This is a genomic window from Sediminibacterium salmoneum NBRC 103935, assembly GCF_000511175.1.
Taxonomy (GTDB): domain Bacteria; phylum Bacteroidota; class Bacteroidia; order Chitinophagales; family Chitinophagaceae; genus Sediminibacterium; species Sediminibacterium salmoneum.
In genome coordinates this window covers 1,387,741-1,404,910 of the sequence record NZ_KI866530.1, presented here as the reverse complement: position 1 = coordinate 1,404,910, position 17,170 = coordinate 1,387,741, and the positions used below count along the sequence as shown (strand labels likewise).

General features: G+C 39.2%; 15 protein-coding genes. 5 read left to right on the top strand and 10 right to left on the bottom strand.

Annotated elements, in window-relative coordinates; all coding sequences use genetic code 11:
* Nucleotides 1–199 precede the first annotated feature (199 nt).
* Nucleotides 200–1,375, bottom strand: a complete 1,176-nt coding sequence (locus tag P767_RS0106685; protein ID WP_026763898.1) for a class I SAM-dependent rRNA methyltransferase — start codon at nt 1,373–1,375, stop codon at nt 200–202.
* A 93-nt stretch (nt 1,376–1,468) separates the two neighbouring features.
* Here P767_RS0106685 and P767_RS0106680 point away from each other — a divergent pair, with 93 nt between their 5' ends.
* Both P767_RS0106680 and dnaJ read left to right on the top strand, forming a co-directional pair.
* On the top strand, nt 1,469–2,038 hold the full coding sequence (locus tag P767_RS0106680) for a nucleotide exchange factor GrpE (protein ID WP_026763897.1): 570 nt from the start codon (nt 1,469–1,471) through the stop codon (nt 2,036–2,038).
* A 15-nt stretch (nt 2,039–2,053) separates the two neighbouring features.
* The gene (dnaJ, locus tag P767_RS0106675; RefSeq protein WP_026763896.1) at nt 2,054–3,220 is read left to right on the top strand and encodes a molecular chaperone DnaJ; all 1,167 of its coding nucleotides are present in this window, start codon (nt 2,054–2,056) and stop codon (nt 3,218–3,220) included.
* 39 nt (nt 3,221–3,259) lie between these two features.
* On the opposite strand, the gene P767_RS17600 is transcribed toward dnaJ, so the two are convergent.
* From P767_RS17600 to P767_RS0106650, 5 genes are read right to left on the bottom strand one after another with little or no spacing between them, the layout of a single operon-like run.
* On the bottom strand, nt 3,260–5,008 hold the full coding sequence (locus P767_RS17600; protein ID WP_051417205.1) for a vWA domain-containing protein: 1,749 nt from the start codon (nt 5,006–5,008) through the stop codon (nt 3,260–3,262).
* A 44-nt stretch (nt 5,009–5,052) separates the two neighbouring features.
* Nucleotides 5,053–5,595, bottom strand: a complete 543-nt coding sequence (gene hpt, locus P767_RS0106665) for a hypoxanthine phosphoribosyltransferase (protein ID WP_026763895.1) — start codon at nt 5,593–5,595, stop codon at nt 5,053–5,055.
* A gap of 2 nt (nt 5,596–5,597) precedes the next feature.
* Nucleotides 5,598–6,725: a glucosaminidase domain-containing protein gene (locus P767_RS17595; protein ID WP_084799849.1), complete on the bottom strand. Its 1,128-nt coding sequence runs from the start codon at nt 6,723–6,725 to the stop codon at nt 5,598–5,600.
* Nucleotides 6,722–7,366, bottom strand: coding sequence for an O-methyltransferase (locus P767_RS0106655; RefSeq protein WP_026763894.1), 645 nt, complete (start codon nt 7,364–7,366; stop codon nt 6,722–6,724). Before P767_RS0106655 ends, P767_RS17595 begins: the two co-directional genes overlap by 4 nt.
* 8 nt (nt 7,367–7,374) lie before the next feature.
* Nucleotides 7,375–8,823 carry a sodium:solute symporter gene (locus tag P767_RS0106650; protein WP_026763893.1) on the bottom strand — a complete coding sequence of 483 codons (1,449 nt, stop codon included), beginning with the start codon at nt 8,821–8,823 and terminating at the stop codon, nt 7,375–7,377.
* Nucleotides 8,824–8,900: 77 nt separating this feature from the next.
* Between P767_RS0106650 and P767_RS0106645 the strand changes: the two genes are divergently transcribed.
* Nucleotides 8,901–9,440 carry an LOG family protein gene (locus tag P767_RS0106645; protein WP_037351674.1) on the top strand — a complete coding sequence of 180 codons (540 nt, stop codon included), beginning with the start codon at nt 8,901–8,903 and terminating at the stop codon, nt 9,438–9,440.
* Here the strand turns inward: P767_RS0106645 and P767_RS0106640 are convergent.
* Together P767_RS0106640 and P767_RS0106635 are read right to left on the bottom strand one after the other, a co-directional pair.
* Nucleotides 9,421–10,020 (bottom strand): hypothetical protein, encoded by a 600-nt coding sequence (locus tag P767_RS0106640; protein WP_026763891.1) that lies wholly within the window; start codon nt 10,018–10,020, stop codon nt 9,421–9,423. The two genes, P767_RS0106645 and P767_RS0106640, sit on opposite strands and share 20 nt — an antisense overlap.
* 23 nt (nt 10,021–10,043) lie before the next feature.
* The gene (locus P767_RS0106635) at nt 10,044–11,456 is read right to left on the bottom strand and encodes an FAD-binding oxidoreductase (protein ID WP_026763890.1); all 1,413 of its coding nucleotides are present in this window, start codon (nt 11,454–11,456) and stop codon (nt 10,044–10,046) included.
* 128 nt (nt 11,457–11,584) lie between these two features.
* Here P767_RS0106635 and pckA point away from each other — a divergent pair, with 128 nt between their 5' ends.
* Nucleotides 11,585–13,189, top strand: a complete 1,605-nt coding sequence (gene pckA, locus P767_RS0106630) for a phosphoenolpyruvate carboxykinase (ATP) (protein WP_026763889.1) — start codon at nt 11,585–11,587, stop codon at nt 13,187–13,189.
* A gap of 67 nt (nt 13,190–13,256) precedes the next feature.
* Here the strand turns inward: pckA and P767_RS0106625 are convergent, their stop codons facing one another.
* Together P767_RS0106625 and trpS are read right to left on the bottom strand one after the other, a co-directional pair.
* Nucleotides 13,257–13,892 (bottom strand): deoxynucleoside kinase, encoded by a 636-nt coding sequence (locus tag P767_RS0106625; RefSeq protein WP_026751440.1) that lies wholly within the window; start codon nt 13,890–13,892, stop codon nt 13,257–13,259.
* A 59-nt stretch (nt 13,893–13,951) separates the two neighbouring features.
* Nucleotides 13,952–14,962, bottom strand: a complete 1,011-nt coding sequence (gene trpS / locus P767_RS0106620) for a tryptophan--tRNA ligase (RefSeq protein ID WP_037351673.1) — start codon at nt 14,960–14,962, stop codon at nt 13,952–13,954.
* An 87-nt stretch (nt 14,963–15,049) separates the two neighbouring features.
* Here trpS and recG point away from each other — a divergent pair, with 87 nt between their 5' ends.
* On the top strand, nt 15,050–17,161 hold the full coding sequence (gene recG, locus P767_RS0106615) for an ATP-dependent DNA helicase RecG (protein ID WP_037351672.1): 2,112 nt from the start codon (nt 15,050–15,052) through the stop codon (nt 17,159–17,161).
* Nucleotides 17,162–17,170 lie beyond the last annotated feature (9 nt).

The window sequence follows — 17,170 nt, the reverse complement described above, 5'->3', positions numbered from 1 at the left end:
CTTACAGCCTGGAGATTTATAATTTCATGGGGCGCAAAATGACATCACAGCGGGTAACTGCCAGTAAAATGACTATCTATTTTGATGATAATTATTTCAGAGGGCTTTATATCTATCAATTAAAAGATCGCAGTGGAAGAATGGTAGAGTCAGGCAAGTTTCAGGTTTCACGTTAGGATTCCTTTTTTATCATTTTTAATTATCTGTCGGTAACTTCTACAATCAGAAATTTCAGGTAATTGGTATTTTCCATACCCCAGACAATCGGATGGTCACTTGCCTGTGCCTGAAAAGTTACCTGCTTTAATCTCTTTTTTGCATCTTTGGCTGCAGCATGAATGGTCTCTAAAAAAAGTTGGGGGTGTACCAGATTGGTGCAGCTTGATGTAACCAGAAAGCCTCCGTTTCGGATCAGTTTCATTCCCCTTAAATTAATTTCCTTGTATCCGTTCACCGCATTCTGAATGCTGTCTCTGCTTTTGGTAAATGCAGGTGGATCCAGCATTACCACATCGTAACAAGGACCATCCTTGCCCCAGTCTTTCAAAACATCAAATGCATTCATTGCCTTAAATTCAACAATTTTTTCCAGGCCGTTTAATGCCGCATTTTTATTTGCCTGTACAACTGCCTGTTCAGAAATATCAATACCCAAAACAGATTTAGCACCATAATGTGCAGCATGAATTTCAAATGTGCCCGTATAGGTAAATGCCCCCATAACTTCTGCTCCCTTTACAATATGCTGAATAGCTCTTCGGTTATCCTGTTGGTCTAAAAAATAGCCAGTCTTTTGCCCATTTTCAATATCAACATGAAAGCGGAGTCCATTTTCATTGATAATGATATTGGTATTAAATGGAGCCGATAAAAATCCTTTTTGCTGTGTTAATCCCTCCAGGCTTCTGACCGGTACATCGTTTCTTTCATAAATACCTTTTGGATTAAAAATCTCTTCCAATGCTTTTACAATAGCTGGTTTCCATTTGTCTATTCCCAATGAAAGGGTCTGGATTACAAAGTAATCATTGAATTTATCTATAATTAAAGCCGGTAGCTGATCGGCTTCCCCAAAAACCAGGCGACAATTTTCTGTATAGCCTGTTTTTTGACGGTATTGCCAGGCTTTTAGAATTTGCTGGTGAAAAAAAGCTTCATTAATTTCTACTGGTCTTCTGCTCAACAGGCGAATGATGATTTGTGACTTCGGGTTAATATAGCCTACACCTGCAATTTTCCCGTCCGCAAATCTAACTTCCACTATATCTCCAGGTGTTGTTTCCCCTGCAATCCGGTCTATTTCATTGGCATAAATCCAGGGGTGTCCGTTGGCAATTCTGGGGGCTATCTTTTTTTTCAGGTATACCTTTGTCATCTGGCAAATATAAGCAGGCTATAACTGTCATTTTTTCCCTTTTCTTTGCGTGGCAAAATTATTGCCTATATAGGCTAGCAAACAAAATATACTATGGAAGAGCAAGAATTGCAGAATAATGCTGAAACAACCGAAAAAACAGCAGAAATAAACATTAATGCTGACGAAAATGCAGCCGGTACGTCAAATTTGAACGAACCAGTTGCCGAAGAGTCTGTTGTGGCAAAATTGGAGGCCGAATTGGCTGAGCAGAAAGACAAATACCTTCGTTTGATGGCTGAATTCGACAATTTCAGAAGAAGAACAGCAAAAGAGCGCCTGGAATTGATTCAGACGGCTGGTAAAGATGTAATTGTTTCCTTACTGGATGTTTTGGATGATTGTGACAGGGCAGAAAAACAACTGCAGGGAACCGATGATATTGCCATTCAAAAAGAAGGGGTAATGCTGGTCTTCAATAAACTGAGAAACAATTTGCAGCAGAAAGGAGTTAAGGTAATGGAAACCGTTCATCAGGATTTTGATGTAGAAAAGCATGAAGCCATTACTGAGATACCAGCTCCGACAGAAGAATTGAAAGGAAAAGTAATTGATGAAGTAACCAAAGGTTATTTTTTAAACGATAAAATTATCCGCTTTGCCAAAGTGGTGGTAGGAAAATAATCCAACTTATTATTTATGTCTAAAAGAGATTTTTACGAAATATTGGGCGTGTCTAAGTCTGCAACTGCGGATGAAATTAAAAAAGCATACCGCAAGGTAGCAATGCAATATCATCCGGACAGGAATCCAGGAGACAAAGCAGCTGAAGAAAAATTTAAAGAAGCTGCAGAAGCTTATGAGATATTGAGTGATGCAGATAAGAAAGCCAAATACGATCGTTATGGGCATGCTGCATTTGGTCCCGGAACCGGAGGAGGCAATTATGGTGGTGGTGCAGGCATGAATATGGATGATATTTTCAGCCAGTTTGGAGATATTTTTGGTGAAGACATGTTTGGTAGTTTCTTTGGTGGGGGAGGCAGACAAAGAGGAGGCGGAAGACAAAGAGGAACAAGGGGTTCCAATTTAAGAATCAAATTAAAGCTGAATTACGAGGAAATTGCCAAAGGGGTTACCAAGAATGTGAAAGTTAAAAAACACGTTGTTTGTAATACCTGTACGGGTAGTGGAGCAAAAGATAAAAACAGCACGCAAACCTGTTCTACCTGCGGTGGTTCAGGTCAGGTTCGTAAAGTAACCAGTACTTTCCTTGGACAAATGCAAACGGTATCTACCTGTCCAAGTTGTAATGGGGAAGGAACAACTATTACGGCTAAATGCGGAAGTTGTAAAGGTGATGGACGAGTGTATGGTGAGGAAACCATCAGCATTGATATTCCAGCCGGAGTACAGGAAGGTATGCAACTAAGCATGAGTGGAAAAGGAAACGCAGGTGAGCGGGGTGGAGCACCAGGAGACTTGATTATACAGATAGAAGAAGAGTCGCATGAAGAGCTGCACAGAGACGGATTGAATGTTGCTTATGATTTACATATTTCTTTCCCTGATGCCGTATTTGGTACGCAGGTAGAAGTGCCAACCATTGATGGCCGAGCTAAAATAAAGATTCCTGCAGGCACACAGAGTGGTAAAATTTTCCGCTTGAAGGGAAAGGGCTTTCCTGAAGTGCAGGGATACCATCGTGGTGATCAACTGATTAATGTAAATATATGGACACCACAAAGTTTAAGTACTGAGGAAAAACAAGCTTTGGAAAAGTTCAGCAGCAGTAGTAATTTCAAACCTAATCCTTCCAAAGGAGAGAAAAGTTTTTTTGATAGGGTAAAAGAAGCATTTAGCTAATTGCCGGATTCTATATATTGTTAGCCCTGTAAGGATAGATTAATCTTTACGGGGCTTTTTTCTTTTATTAGGGTTGTATAATTTATCTGCTTTCTGAATTAAAACTAGTAGTTCATTTTGTAAGGTATTCTGCGGATTGCAAGATGCAGTGGCCAACCCCAGCAATTCATTATAAGAATAGGTTTTCATGAATTTTGATTTACGCAGCAGTCCGGCGAATGCAGCAATGCTGATGGTTCGTCTGCCAGCAGAATCAAGCTGTTGTATGGGAATGTATTGGTTCTTTAATTGAAATGTCTGACTTGTGGCATATTGGTGTATTGCAGACTCATATGTTAAATTAATTTTAGCTACCTCATCTGAAATTAAACTGGTAACTGGTTCAATTTCGAAAAGGGCTATTGAAACATGTCCGCTTCCAATTTCACCCCCCAGTAATGTGGCTGAACTGTCTGAAATGGCATCTCTTTTATTATCAAAACCAATTAATCGATAAGCGCTAACGGCTTCTTTATTAAATGCAATATTTAATATGGTATTCTTTGCAACAGAAAAAAGGGTAGTAGTAAATTCTCTGAAAAGTATTTTTTCTGCTTCTGCTACCTGATCGATATAAGAAAAATTGCCATTCCCTTTTTTAGAAAGTGTTTCCAGTTTGCTGTCTTTATAATTGCCCATTCCAACACCTAAGCAAGTTAAACTGATTCCCAGTTCCTTGTAACTCACGATCAGATCTTCCAGTTCTTTTTCTGTTCTTTGTCCAACATTAAAATCGCCGTCAGTAGCTAAAATAACACGGTTGTTCCCTCCTTTAATAAAACTTCCTTTAGCTAACTGATAAGCTACTTTAATAGCATTTTCTCCGGGGGTATCACCATTGGCACTCAATGAATCTATTACAGCATTAATAGTGTTTTTTTCGGCACCGCTGGTTGGATATAAAACTATTGATACATTTCCTCCATAAGTTACAATGCTGATGGTGTCTATATTTCTGAGGTTAGCAGTGAGTATTTTAAAAGCTGATTGTAAAAGGGGTAACCGATTGGGATGGTCCATAGAACCAGATACATCAATTAAAAAAACAAGGTTGCTGGGTGGAATATTTTCCAGATTGATTTTGGGGGCAAATGCTTTTGTCAGTAGTAATTTATTGTGGGGATTCCATGGACAATCTGTTATAACAGATTCTAACCTGAATAGAGAATCAGCATTCTTATTGGGATAGTCAAATGAAAAATAGTTCAACATTTCTTCTGTTCTAACTGCATCTGTTGGAACATTCATTTCGTTGGATAAAAATCTTCTGATATTACTATAAGCTGCTTTGTCAATGTTCAATGAAAATCCGGTCTGTGGATATTGAGGGGTTTTAATAAAACCGTTTTCAATTAAACCACTATAACTTTCACCCATTCCGCCATAGTATATACTTTCTGCCGGTTTTAGGTCTGTAATTACGGAAGAAAGATTTTTTTGGTAAAGCCTGGCTGTGCTGGGTAACATTTCCAGCAAGATCTGTTGAAATACATTACTACGTAGCAACATGCCGGTTGTTTCATAACCTGCCAATGAGAAAAAAATACTGTCTTCTGATTTAGATATCGGGATGCCAAAGTCTCCGTCTTTTCCGCTGTAATAGGGTATTAATCCCTTCGATTTTACCTGAATGGTAACGCCTTCAAGTTTTCTTCCTCGGTTGTCTTTGATTTGACCTCTCAAATAATACTGAGCAAAGCCATCTAAAGCCAGTAAAAGTAAAATCAGTATGGGAAATACCTTTTTCATTTCCTACAAATTAAGAAATCTGGCTGACGCTTTCTTGCAGGAAATTATTCGCTTTCTTTAAGCTGATAAATTTCTTTTAGATTTCTGCCGAAACCATCATAGTCTAATCCGTATCCAAGCACAAACCGGATGGGAATGCTAAAGCAGCAGTAATCAATTTGAACAGGGTAGATGGTTGCATCCGGTTTATGCAATAGTACCGCCATTTTAACGGAAGCGGGCTGTTGATGCAGTAGCTGGGGAATAAATTCGTGCATGGTTTTACCCGTGTCAATAATATCCTCCAGTAAAATCAGGTGTCGGTCTCTGATATCTGTATCCAGGCCTATTGCTGTAATTACATTGCCGGTAGATTTGGTTCCTTTATAAGAAGCCAGTTTAATAAAACAGATTTCAGCTTCAATGGAGATTTGTTTAAACAAATCTGCAGCAAACATGAATGATCCGTTTAGTACACCTATAAACAAGGGCTTTTTTCCCTCATATTCTTTACTGATCAGCTTTCCCAGTTCACTGACTTTTTCCTGAATTAAGGATTCAGGTAAATACGGTTCAAATGTTTTGTTGAAAAGCTGAATATCAGACATGATTATTTTCTATTTGGAGTTGACTTGCCGGAGATGGGCATTTTTAAAAATACCTTGGTGCCGGGAGTTGGAACAGCAGTTTTATTTAATTGGTTATTGTATTGTAATATATTCTCGAGTCTAACTCCGTTAAGCTGTGCTATCTCAAAAAGGGTTTCTCCGGATTTAACTATGTAAAATTCCTGCTCTCCTTTTTTGGGTTTCTTTTCCAGATAAATTAACTGATCTTCAGAAATAATATCTGTTTCTTCCAGTTCATTGTATTGAAGAATTTTTGCCAATGATATATTATGTTGATTGGCAATTGCCAGTAAAGAAGTTCCTGCTTTCGCCAGAATTACATTGGTATTGTTAATTGTGAATACAGATTCAGGAAAATTGTAGTGACCGTATTTGGCTTTTTGGGAACTATTTCTTTGCTCCTTTGGAATAAATGTTTCAGAGGCCGGTTCATTGTCAGCTTCCTGTGCCGGTTTTTTAGTTTCCTGTGCTAAAGCAATTGATGGGTTGTTTGTTATAGCAATGCTATTGTTTGCGTTCGGAAGTCTCTCGTCTTTCCGGTTATTGGACTGTGCCAGCACCTGAGCAGAATTATCGAATGGATTTGAATGATTGATTCTGGCCAGTGCGATGGTATTGTACTGATCCAGCTGATAATCTTTTACGATTTTCATTAGCTTCTGTGCATAGGTAGGAGCAGTGGCATAGCCAGCTTTCTTTAATCCTTTTGCCCAGCCTTCTGTATCGGTTGGACTGAGTTTGAAAAGGAATTGATAGTGAGCTCTCGTTCTGAGAAAGTCTGAGTGGTCTTTAAAGGACGATGCCGGATTATCATAGACCCTGAAACATTCCCCCTTTGCATCATCATCGTGATAGGTTTTGGCACCAGTCCATTCCGTTTTACATTTTATGCCAAAATGATTATTCGATCTTTTTACAAGGTCGCTTTCACCTGATTGAGATTCCAATACAGCCTGTGCCAGAGTAATGGCAGCAGGAACACCAGAACGAATCATTTCTTCAATAGCAATTTCCTTGTATTGTTCTATATAGGCAATGGTCTTGCTATTCTGCGCATGCAATTGCGCAAAACATAAAAAGCCCAGCAAACTAAAAATCCATTTCATCATGCTTTTCTCTTTTTTATGATGCTGATTCCATCTCTGATGGAGAGCATCACTTGTTCTGTTCTGGGATCTTGCTGAACATGCTCGTTGAATGCATGAATGGCTTTTGCGTTTTTACCTTTCAGCGGGTCTTCCAGCACCTGTCCGTGAAAAAGAACATTGTCTGCAATTATCACCCCTCTTTCCGATAAAACCGGCAACACCATTTCGTAATAATCAATGTAACTTGTTTTATCTGCATCAATGAATACCAAATCCCATTTGAAGGGCAAACCGGGTATGATTTCCCTTGCATTTCCGACGTGCAAAGTTATCTGCTTATTTGCATTCAATTTCTTAAAATTTTCAGCTGCGGTTTGGGCATCTTCAGGCCTTAGTTCAATCGTATGAATAACGCCATCCTCCGGTAGACCTTTTTGTAGGCATAGCGCACTATATCCGGTAAATGTGCCAATTTCCAGTACAAATTGGGGCTGTATCATGGCGCAAATCATGCTCAGGAACTGTCCCTGAACGGCTCCGCTCAACATATGCGACAAAGGGTGCTGAGCAATAGTTTGTTCACTGATTTCCCTTAAAGCTTCCGTTTCAGGACTTGTAAATTTTGCGGTATAAGCTTCAACCAGGGGGGAAATGATTTCCATACGCCAGTTTATTTAATTCCTTTTTTGGAAATTAGTAACAGGCCTATAAAAGTTAGTGCACCATTTATAATCAGCAGTTCTAATCCCACTTCATAAGAACCCAGTAAATCTTTCTGGAATTTATCCAATATAAAACAAATGATGGGGGCAGCTATGCAAACATAGGGCACCCATTTATCTGTTACCACTCTTTTTGTCATTATCCCGAAAGTAAATAATCCCAATAATGGCCCATATGTATAGGCAGCAATTTTTAACAGCAAACCAATCATACTTGGATCGTTCACCCATTTGAAGACCAATACGAAAACAAGAAAAATAGCAGCAAAAGTTAAATGGACTCTTTGTCTTATTTTTTTCTGTGCAGCTTCACTTAAATCAGCTCTTCGCTGTATTCCTATGATATCTATACAGAAGGTTGAAGTTAAAGCGGTGATGGCTCCATCTGCACTTGGGAATAAAGCAGATATTAATGCAATGATAAAAATAACAGAAACAATAGGAGGCATATGTTCCATTGCCAGTACAGGGAAAATTTTATCACCTGTTGCATCTATGTTCAATCGTTCTGCATACAGGTATAAAAGTCCGCCAAGAAACAGGAAAATTACAATTACAGTAGCCAGAGTAACTGCCATTGACATAACGTTTTTCTGAGAATCCTTCAGGTTCTTTACAGAAATATTCTTTTGCATCATTTCCTGATCCATACCTGTCATGGTTACTGTAATGAATGCCCCCGCAATAATTTGTTTTACAAAGAAAAATTTGCTGTTAGGGTCAGTTACAAAAATGTTTGAGTAACCTCTTTCATTCATTGCCTGAAGACTTTCCCCGAATCCCATATCCAGTTGATTCAAAATATAGAATACACAGATTACCAGACCGGCAAGCATACAAGTGGTTTGCAGGGTGTCTGTATAAACAATGGTTTTTACTCCACCTTCATAAGTGTAGAGTAAAATCATAATGAGGATGATTAATGTTGTTGCCCAGAATGGAACATTAAAACTGTTTAAAATTGCTTCCTGTAATATATTTACCACCAGGTATAATCTTGCCGTTGCGCCAAGCGTTCTTGACAAAATGAAAAAGGAAGAACCTGTTTTATAGGCATTGAACCCCATTCTGGTGCTCAGGTAGTGATAGATGGATGTAAGATTAAGCCGGTAATAAAGAGGGAGTAATATGAAGGCAATCATGGTATAACCAATCAGGTACCCCAATGTTATCTGTATATAGGCAAATGCTTCGTTTGCTACTGCTCCGGGAACACTCACAAATGTAACACCACTTAGGGAGGTTCCTACCATGCCAAATGCTACCAGCATCCAGTTGCTATTCTTATTTCCAATAAAAAATGAATGGTTATCGCTGTTTTTACCAGTATACCAAGCAACTGCCAGTAAAATCAGAAAATACCCAATTACAAAAGAAAAAAGCAATAAAGGAGACATAGCAATTCGTTTGGTTTAAAGAATTTTGTAAAGTAGTAAAAATAATTAAGGTATTTTGTCTGTCCTAATTGAATACGATGAAAATTAAAAATATTGCAGTGTTCTGCGGTTCCAAATCAGGGAACGATCCCCGTTTTTTAGATGAAACGATGATTCTTGGAAAATTAATGGCGGAAAATGGTATCAGATTAATATACGGAGGCGGCAATAAAGGATTGATGGGCGCTGTAGCAGATGCTGTTATGGATGGGAAAGGAGAAGTTACCGGCATTATTCCTGAAGTGTTATTGGAATGGGAACATGAACACAAGGGCATTACCGATTTACGCGTAGTTGGTGACATGCATATCCGGAAAAAAATGCTTTATGAGCTTTGTGATGCAGCCATTATTCTGCCCGGAGGAAATGGAACGCTCGATGAACTCTTCGAAATGCTTACCTGGAATACATTGAAAATTCACAACAAGAAAATTGTACTGATGAATGTCAATGGTTATTACAATCATTTGATTGCACATATTGACACCATGTATCAACAGGGGTTTCTTTATGAAGACTGGAAGCAGCGATTACTGGTTGCTTCATCAGCAGAAGAAGCTATTTCTTTTTTGAGTTAAGGTAAAAGCCAAATCCACCTCTGAAAATGGGTTGAGGATCTCCGGCAATACCATCTCTGTAAGGTGAATTGACAGCCTGGTTTAAATCGATCATGATGGTTAAATAAGACAACTGCCTGCCGATTTCTCTGCTGCCATAACCTATACCTGCCAGCATACTGGGTGCCTGTAATTTCAGTCTGGTGGTTTGTCCGCTTATGGGATCCGTTACGGAAGAACTAATCCAGTTATACTCCGGCTGAATCTGCAAATGCAGAAAGGATACAGGCCATACTCTTAAAAAAGCACCCCCTCCGTAATTAAAGTTTTTGTAACTATTAGAATTAAAGACAGATGCACTTTGTGAATAGTAATTAAAATTTGTAGCTATGCCCACATCTACCCAATTATTCAGGCTGTACCCAATGGTTGGGTTTAATCCCACATTAAAAAAGCGATTGGATAAACCCAGGTTTAAACTGGTGCCTATGAAAACCCTGTTCCTGTCGAATCCAACCGGCTCTTCCGGCTTTTCCATTTGAGCGAATCCGGTTAACACCGTAGTTAAAAATATAATGATAATCAACACACACTTTTTCATAGTTGAACTTTTGGTAAAAATAGTTAATCCCTGCTGTCGAATATTTTTCCGGCATTTAAAATATTGTTAGGATCAAATGCTTTTTTTATGTCTCTCATTAATTGAATGGCAGACAGGCTGAAAACCGTTTCCATATAAGGTTTTTGAATTAAACCGATTCCATGTTCTGCACTAATGGTTCCCCCCAGTTCTTTAACAATAGCAAAAAGAGATTTTAAAATGGCCGTCATTTCCGGATTTCCATGACTGTTTTTGATGGTTGGATGATTGATTCTTATGTGCAGATTACCGTCGCCTGCATGACCATAACAAACGACTTTACAGCCGTGTTTTGCGCCTAATTCTTTCACACTTTTAATTAAGGCTGGTAACTCTGCACGAGGTACTACAGTATCTTCTTCAATGGTATAGCCTTCCAGTTTTACTGCCTCTGCTGCTTTTCTGCGCAATTGCCAGAGGGCTGCTTTTTGCTGGGCATCGTCTGCAAATAAAATATCTCCTGCATCAAATGTGGTCATCAGCTCTGCAATGGCTTCCATTTCCTGCATAAGCACATCCATATTATTCCCATCCACTTCAATTATTAAATGGCCTTCCATCTCATCTGTAACAGGAACTACATTGCTGTCTACCATTTTGCTGACAATCTGCAAAGCATTAATTTCAATTAATTCCAACGCACTGGGCGTGAAACCTGCTCTGAAAATAGCACTTACTGCTGCTCCTGCTTTTTCAAGTGAAGCAAATGGTACCAACATTAGTAAATCATATTTTGGCAGGGGAATCAGTTTCAAAACTATTTTAGTAACAATGGCCAGCGTTCCTTCACTTCCTACTATTAGTTGGGTTAAATTATATCCCGTAGCATTTTTTAATACATTGGCTCCGGTCCACATTACTTCACCCGTTGGTAAAACAATTTCCAGATTGAGCACATAATCTTTTACTACACCATACTTAACTGCTTTGGGGCCTCCGCTGTTTTCAGCAATATTGCCTCCGATAAAACAACTTCCTTTACTGCTTGGATCCGGAGGATAAAACAGGCCTTTTTCTTTTACGGCATCCTGCAATACTTCCGTAATTACGCCAGGTTCTGTTATAACCTGAAGATTGCGCTCATCGATAGATAATATTTTGTTTAATTTTTCAGTAGACAACAAAACACCTCCCAAATGGGGTAATGCACCACCGCTTAAACCAGTTCCTGCCCCCCTGGGAGTCACGGGTATACTGTGCTCGTTACAGAGCTTCATAATTGCAGCAATTTCTTCTGTATTAGAAGGCTTAATCACAACCTCCGGTAGGTATATCAGCTTCTCAGTTTCGTCGTGGCTGTATTCCATTAAGGCTTCTTCATCTGCCAAAACCTGGTCTTTGCCTACGATTTCCTGAAACGCGTTTAAAATAGCGGTGGTTATCTTTCCCTGCTGCATGAATCCTGAAATTAAATTTTGGTAAAAATACGGTTGGGGGGGCTAAAAATTGTGTAAATCGTACACAAATAATGCAATCAAATTATTAAACAATGTACTTTTGTATACTAACTAACGATTGTTTGCATATGTCATTACCAACTTTATCATTAGATTTTTCAAAGTTATCAGCCCTGGGTTTAAAGAATGAAAATGGAGTACACTATCAATTGTCTCCTGAAACATTAGTAGAACAAGCATTATTGAAGGGGCAGGGTGTGTTGAATAACACAGGAGCACTGTGTATTAAAACCGGAGAATTTACAGGCAGAAGCCCGCAGGATAAGTTTATTGTAAAAGATGCAATTACTGCTGATACTGTTCATTGGAATAATTTTAATATTCCCATTGATGAAAAATATTTTCATCAGTTAAAGGCAAAAGTGCTTGACTATCTTGGGCAACAGGAAGAAGTATGGGTTAGAGATGCTTATGCTTGTGCTGATCCTAATTATAGATTGAATATCCGTGTGATTAATGAAAATCCATGGAGCAATTTGTTTGCCTATAATATGTTTTTAAGACCAACAGAAGCCGAGTTGGTGAACTTTGAACCAGAATGGCATATCTTACAGGCACCTGGCTTTAAAGCCGATCCTGCTGTGGATGGCACAAGACAGCACAATTTTGCTATTGTATCGTTTACGCATAAAACCATTTTGATTGGAGGCACTGGATATACCGGTGAAATGAAAAAAGGCATATTCACTATTTTGAATTATATCTTACCCCAACAGAAAAATGTATTAAGCATGCACTGTAGCGCCAATATGGGTAAGGAAGGAGACGTGGCTGTTTTCTTTGGCTTGAGCGGTACTGGTAAAACTACATTGAGTGCAGATCCCAACAGAAAATTAATTGGGGATGATGAACACGGCTGGACCAATAATAGTGTGTTCAATTTTGAAGGTGGATGTTATGCTAAAACCATCGACCTGAGTGAAGACAAAGAACCTGAAATTTTCCGCGCCATCCGTCCGGGAGCATTGGTAGAAAACATTGGATTCGTTAATGGAACCAATGAAATTGATTTTGCTTATAAAGGAATTACTGAAAATACAAGAGTAAGTTACCCACTTCATTTTATTTCGAATGCGCAGGAGCCGAGTATTGGAGGGTTACCTAAGAATTTGTTCTTTTTAACCTGTGATGCTTATGGAGTTTTACCTCCTATCAGCAAATTAAGTCCGGGTCAGGCAATGTATCAGTTTATCAGTGGTTACACCGCAAAAGTAGCCGGAACAGAAGCCGGAGTTACTGAGCCGAAATCTACTTTCAGTGCCTGTTTTGGCGCTCCATTCCTTCCATTGCATCCGGGAAAATATGCAGAAATGCTGGGTGCAAAAATGAAGGAACATCAGGTGAATGTATGGATGATCAACACCGGATGGAGTGGCGGATCCTATGGCACAGGAAGCCGTATGAAACTCAGCTATACCAGGGCTATGATTACAGCTGCATTAATTGGCAGCTTAGATCAGGTTCAATTTGAAAAGCATCCTGTATTTGGTATGATGATTCCAACCAGTTGCGAAGGTGTGCCCAATGAAATATTAAATCCAAAATCTACCTGGAAAGATGCGGCTGCTTATGATGCAACTGCGAAAAATCTTGCCCAGCAATTTGTAAAGAATTTTGAAAAATATGCAGCCGGTGTTTCGGCAGAGATTCTGGCGGCTGCCCCAATCGTTTAACTATTGATTGCTAAAGTTTTTCGATTGTTTGCCTTAAGTGCCCCGAGTTTTGCTCGGGGCTTTTTTATTAAAATAAGCCAAAAAGCATACCATCTACTTTGCTGATAATTTCACCAAATTGTTCGTCGTTTTCAGCAAATTTATTTTTATCGCAGTCAATAACAAGCAATGGACCTTCTTTGTAACCATCAATCCATTTGTTGTAATATTCATTCAATTTCTTCAGATAGTCCAGTCTAATATTTTCTTCGTATTCTCTACCTCTTTTCTGAATCTGAGAAACCAGGGTTGGAACAGATGCCTTCAGGTAAATCAATAAATCCGGAGGCTGTACCATGGTTTTCAGGGTTTGAAAAAACTGGTAGTAATTGTCGAAGTCTCTCTTACTCATCAAACCCATTTCGTGCAGGTTAGGTGCAAAAATATTAGCATCCTCATAAATGGTCCTGTCCTGAATTACTGTTTCTGTACCATGTTGAATATCGAGTAGTTGATTCAAGCGACTGTTTAAAAAATAAATCTGCAGGTTGAAACTCCAGCGTGGCATGTCTTCATAAAAATCCATTAGATATGGATTGGTATCTACATTTTCAAACTGAGGAATCCATCTATAGTGTTTGCTCAGCATTTCGGTCAGGGTTGTTTTTCCTGCACCGATATTACCTGCTATTGCAACGTGTTTAGGTTTTTTAGGTTTTGCCATTGGACTGTTCTGTTAAAGTGTGCAACTTATGTAAACTAATTTAAATTAAATGAAGCTCCCTAATAATTTAGTCCAACTGCATTTCGAACCATGGTTAAAGTTTCTGAAGCCCTGGCTCTTCCTTTGTCTGCACCCTGTTTAATAATTCTGTGTAATTCATCAGGATTGGCCAGTAAATCAGCAGCTTTTTCTCTGATAGGTTTTACAAACTGTACCATATCTTCTGCCAACTGCTTCTTCATATCACCGTAACGGATAATACAATTTCCCTGAGAGCTTGCATTAAAATCGGCTTCAAATTTAGCCAAGGTATCTGCACTGCTTACTAGCTTCATCATGGTGAACAGATTTTGAATATAGTCGGGTTTTACAGAGTCAGGTGTTTCCGGTCCCTGATCGGTTTTGGCTTTCATTATTTTTTTGCGAATCAATTCATCATCATCTGCCAGATAAATAGTAGCATTCTGGTTTTCACTCTTACTCATTTTCCCGTTTCCGTCAAGACCCATAATCCGGATAAGTTCATCACCATAATTAAATGCATAAGGAAGCGGGAAAACATCACCATAACGATAATTGAATCTGTCTGCAAAGTTTCTGGCCATTTCCAGATGCTGTTCCTGATCTTTACCCACGGGTACTTTCACTGCACGTTGAATAATAATGTCCGCAGCCTGCAATACAGGGTAGGTTAACAAACCCGCGTTTACATTCTCAGGTTGTAATCTTACTTTTTCTTTAAACGTTACTGTTTTCTCCAGCTCACCTTTGTAGGAAAGCATATTTAAATACAAATAGAGTTCAGCAATTTCTGGTATATCGCTCTGAACATAAAATGCCACTTTTTGTGGATCTAATCCACAGGCAATATTTTCAGCAATAACCCGGTAAACACTGTTCTTTAGCTCTCTGGTATCAGGATGAGTAGTTAAGCTATGCCAGTTGGCAACAAAAAAATAGCAGTTAAAATCGTCCTGCATGCGAACATAATTCCGCATAGCACCAAAATAATTTCCCAGGTGAAGGAACCCTGTAGGGCGGATTCCACTTACTACAACCTCTTTTTCCATAGTCGCGAAGATAAATATTGAGGTTGGTTTTTTGTGGCAGACCAAAAAAGAATTCGGAAATTGTAGCCCGAAACCTATTTTAATCTTATTTCTACAAATAATAACATACTCGCTTCACCCATAGAATACCTGAAAGGGGTAGGACCGCTTAGGGCAGATATGCTCAAAAAAGAGCTGGAGATCTATACTTTTGGGGATCTATTGCAGCATTACCCTATCCGTCATATTGATAAAACAAAGATCAATACCATTTCGGAAATTAATTACCAGACCGACTATATTCAAATTGCAGGGAAACTGCTTCAATTCGATATCATAGGTGAAAAGCGTTCCCGAAGGTTGGTGGCTCAGCTAAGAGATGCAACAGGTACCATAGAACTTACCTGGTTTCAGGGTATTTCATGGATTCAGAAAAGTTTATATATAGGAACAGAATACCTGGTGTTTGGGAAAACCGGCTTTTTTAATGGTAAGCCCCAGATGGTACATCCCGAAATTGAATCTTTTGTGCCTGCAAAACTGGGAGGTAAGGCTTTCCTGGAGCCGGTGTATCCTTCCACTGAAAAACTAAAGGCCAAAGGCTTAAATGGAAGGCAACTGGCCAAGTTGACCTACTCGTTGCTGGAATTGGTAAAGTCCGCAGATTTGTCTGAAAACATACCGGCATCCATAGTAAAGGAACTGAAATTACTGGGGCGCTATGAATCCTATATCAATATACATTTCCCCAGTACAGATCAGCATTATAAAAAAGCACTGGAGCGTTTGAAATTCGAAGAATTTTTTATTGCACAAGTGCGATTACAACTGGTTCGTTTGCAGCGGAACGCACAAAGCAGAGGAGTGGTATTTGAAAAAGTGGGTCCTTATTTTAAGGAGTTCTATGATCATTATTTACCCTTTGAATTAACAGGTGCACAGAAAAGAGTTATAAAGGAAATAAGACAGGATACGGGCAGGGGAAGGCAAATGAATCGTTTATTGCAGGGAGATGTGGGTAGTGGAAAAACAATGGTTGCACTATTAAGTATGTTACTGGCGGCTGATAATGGGTATCAGAGTGCATTAATGGCGCCAACTGAAATTCTTGCACAACAACATTATCAGGGACTGACTCAGTTGTTGAATAAAATGCCCGTTGAAGTAGCATTATTAACGGGCAGTACCAAAGCAGCAGAGAGAAAGAGAATACTGACAGGTTTATTAAACGATGAAATACACTTAGTGGTAGGTACCCATGCCATTATTGAAGATAAGGTTCAGTTTAAAAATTTAGGACTCGTTATTGTGGACGAACAGCATCGTTTTGGTGTTGCGCAGCGTGCCAAACTCTGGACCAAGTCGGTGATTCCCCCGCATGTGCTGGTGATGACCGCAACGCCTATTCCCCGAACCCTTGCCATGACCGCTTATGGTGATTTGGATTATAGTATTATGGATGAATTACCCCCCGGAAGAATTCCCATTACAACGGTACAAAGGAATGAAATGGCCAGGGCCAGTGTAATGGATTTTGTGAAAGAAGAAATTGGAAAAGGCAGACAGGCCTATTTTATATATCCCTTGATTGAAGAAAGTGAAAAACTCAGTTATGAAGATTTAAAGCAAGGATACGAACAGGTAAAAAGTTTTTTTCCTGAACCCAGGTACAAAATCAGTATGGTACACGGAAAACAGCCTCCTGAACAAAAGGAACTTAATATGAAACGATTTGTTGCAGGAGATACCCAGATCATGGTTAGTACAACCGTTATTGAAGTGGGTGTGAATGTACCCAATGCTTCGGTAATGGTAATTGAAAGTGCCGAAAAATTTGGTCTGTCCCAGCTACATCAGTTAAGAGGTAGAGTGGGAAGGGGTAGTGAAAAAAGTTTTTGCATTTTATTAACGGGTAGTAAAGCCAGCAAAGAAGCAAGAGAACGTATCAATATAATGTGTGCTACTAATGACGGATTTAAAGTAGCCGAAAAAGACCTGGAAATGAGAGGGCCGGGCGATATAGAAGGTACCCGCCAGAGTGGGGCATTGAACTTTAAGTTAGCAAGCATTGTTAACGATAAAGGATTGTTGCAACTGGCTCAGCAAAAAGCGGAACAAATTGTGGAACGGGATTTGCATTTGGAACAACCTGAGAACGCTTTGTTAAAAAACTACCTTACGCAACAGCATACCAAAGTGGGTTGGAGCAAAATTGCGTAACTTAAAACT

Bases quoted from the DNA above. Each gene is read 5' to 3' on its own strand.
- P767_RS0106625 (WP_026751440.1), bottom strand. From the start codon at position 13,892: ATGGCAAAACCTAAAAAACCTAAACACGTTGCAATAGCAGGTAATATC.
- dnaJ (WP_026763896.1), top strand. From the start codon at position 2,054: ATGTCTAAAAGAGATTTTTACGAAATATTGGGCGTGTCTAAGTCTGCA.
- P767_RS0106655 (WP_026763894.1), bottom strand. From the start codon at position 7,366: ATGGAAATCATTTCCCCCCTGGTTGAAGCTTATACCGCAAAATTTACA.
- P767_RS0106640 (WP_026763891.1), bottom strand. From the start codon at position 10,020: ATGAAAAAGTGTGTGTTGATTATCATTATATTTTTAACTACGGTGTTA.
- P767_RS17600 (WP_051417205.1), bottom strand. From the start codon at position 5,008: ATGAAAAAGGTATTTCCCATACTGATTTTACTTTTACTGGCTTTAGAT.
- pckA (WP_026763889.1), top strand. From the start codon at position 11,585: ATGTCATTACCAACTTTATCATTAGATTTTTCAAAGTTATCAGCCCTG.
- hpt (WP_026763895.1), bottom strand. From the start codon at position 5,595: ATGTCTGATATTCAGCTTTTCAACAAAACATTTGAACCGTATTTACCT.
- P767_RS0106635 (WP_026763890.1), bottom strand. From the start codon at position 11,456: ATGCAGCAGGGAAAGATAACCACCGCTATTTTAAACGCGTTTCAGGAA.
- trpS (WP_037351673.1), bottom strand. From the start codon at position 14,962: ATGGAAAAAGAGGTTGTAGTAAGTGGAATCCGCCCTACAGGGTTCCTT.
- P767_RS17595 (WP_084799849.1), bottom strand. From the start codon at position 6,725: ATGATGAAATGGATTTTTAGTTTGCTGGGCTTTTTATGTTTTGCGCAA.
- P767_RS0106645 (WP_037351674.1), top strand. From the start codon at position 8,901: ATGAAAATTAAAAATATTGCAGTGTTCTGCGGTTCCAAATCAGGGAAC.
- P767_RS0106650 (WP_026763893.1), bottom strand. From the start codon at position 8,823: ATGTCTCCTTTATTGCTTTTTTCTTTTGTAATTGGGTATTTTCTGATT.
- P767_RS0106680 (WP_026763897.1), top strand. From the start codon at position 1,469: ATGGAAGAGCAAGAATTGCAGAATAATGCTGAAACAACCGAAAAAACA.
- P767_RS0106685 (WP_026763898.1), bottom strand. From the start codon at position 1,375: ATGACAAAGGTATACCTGAAAAAAAAGATAGCCCCCAGAATTGCCAAC.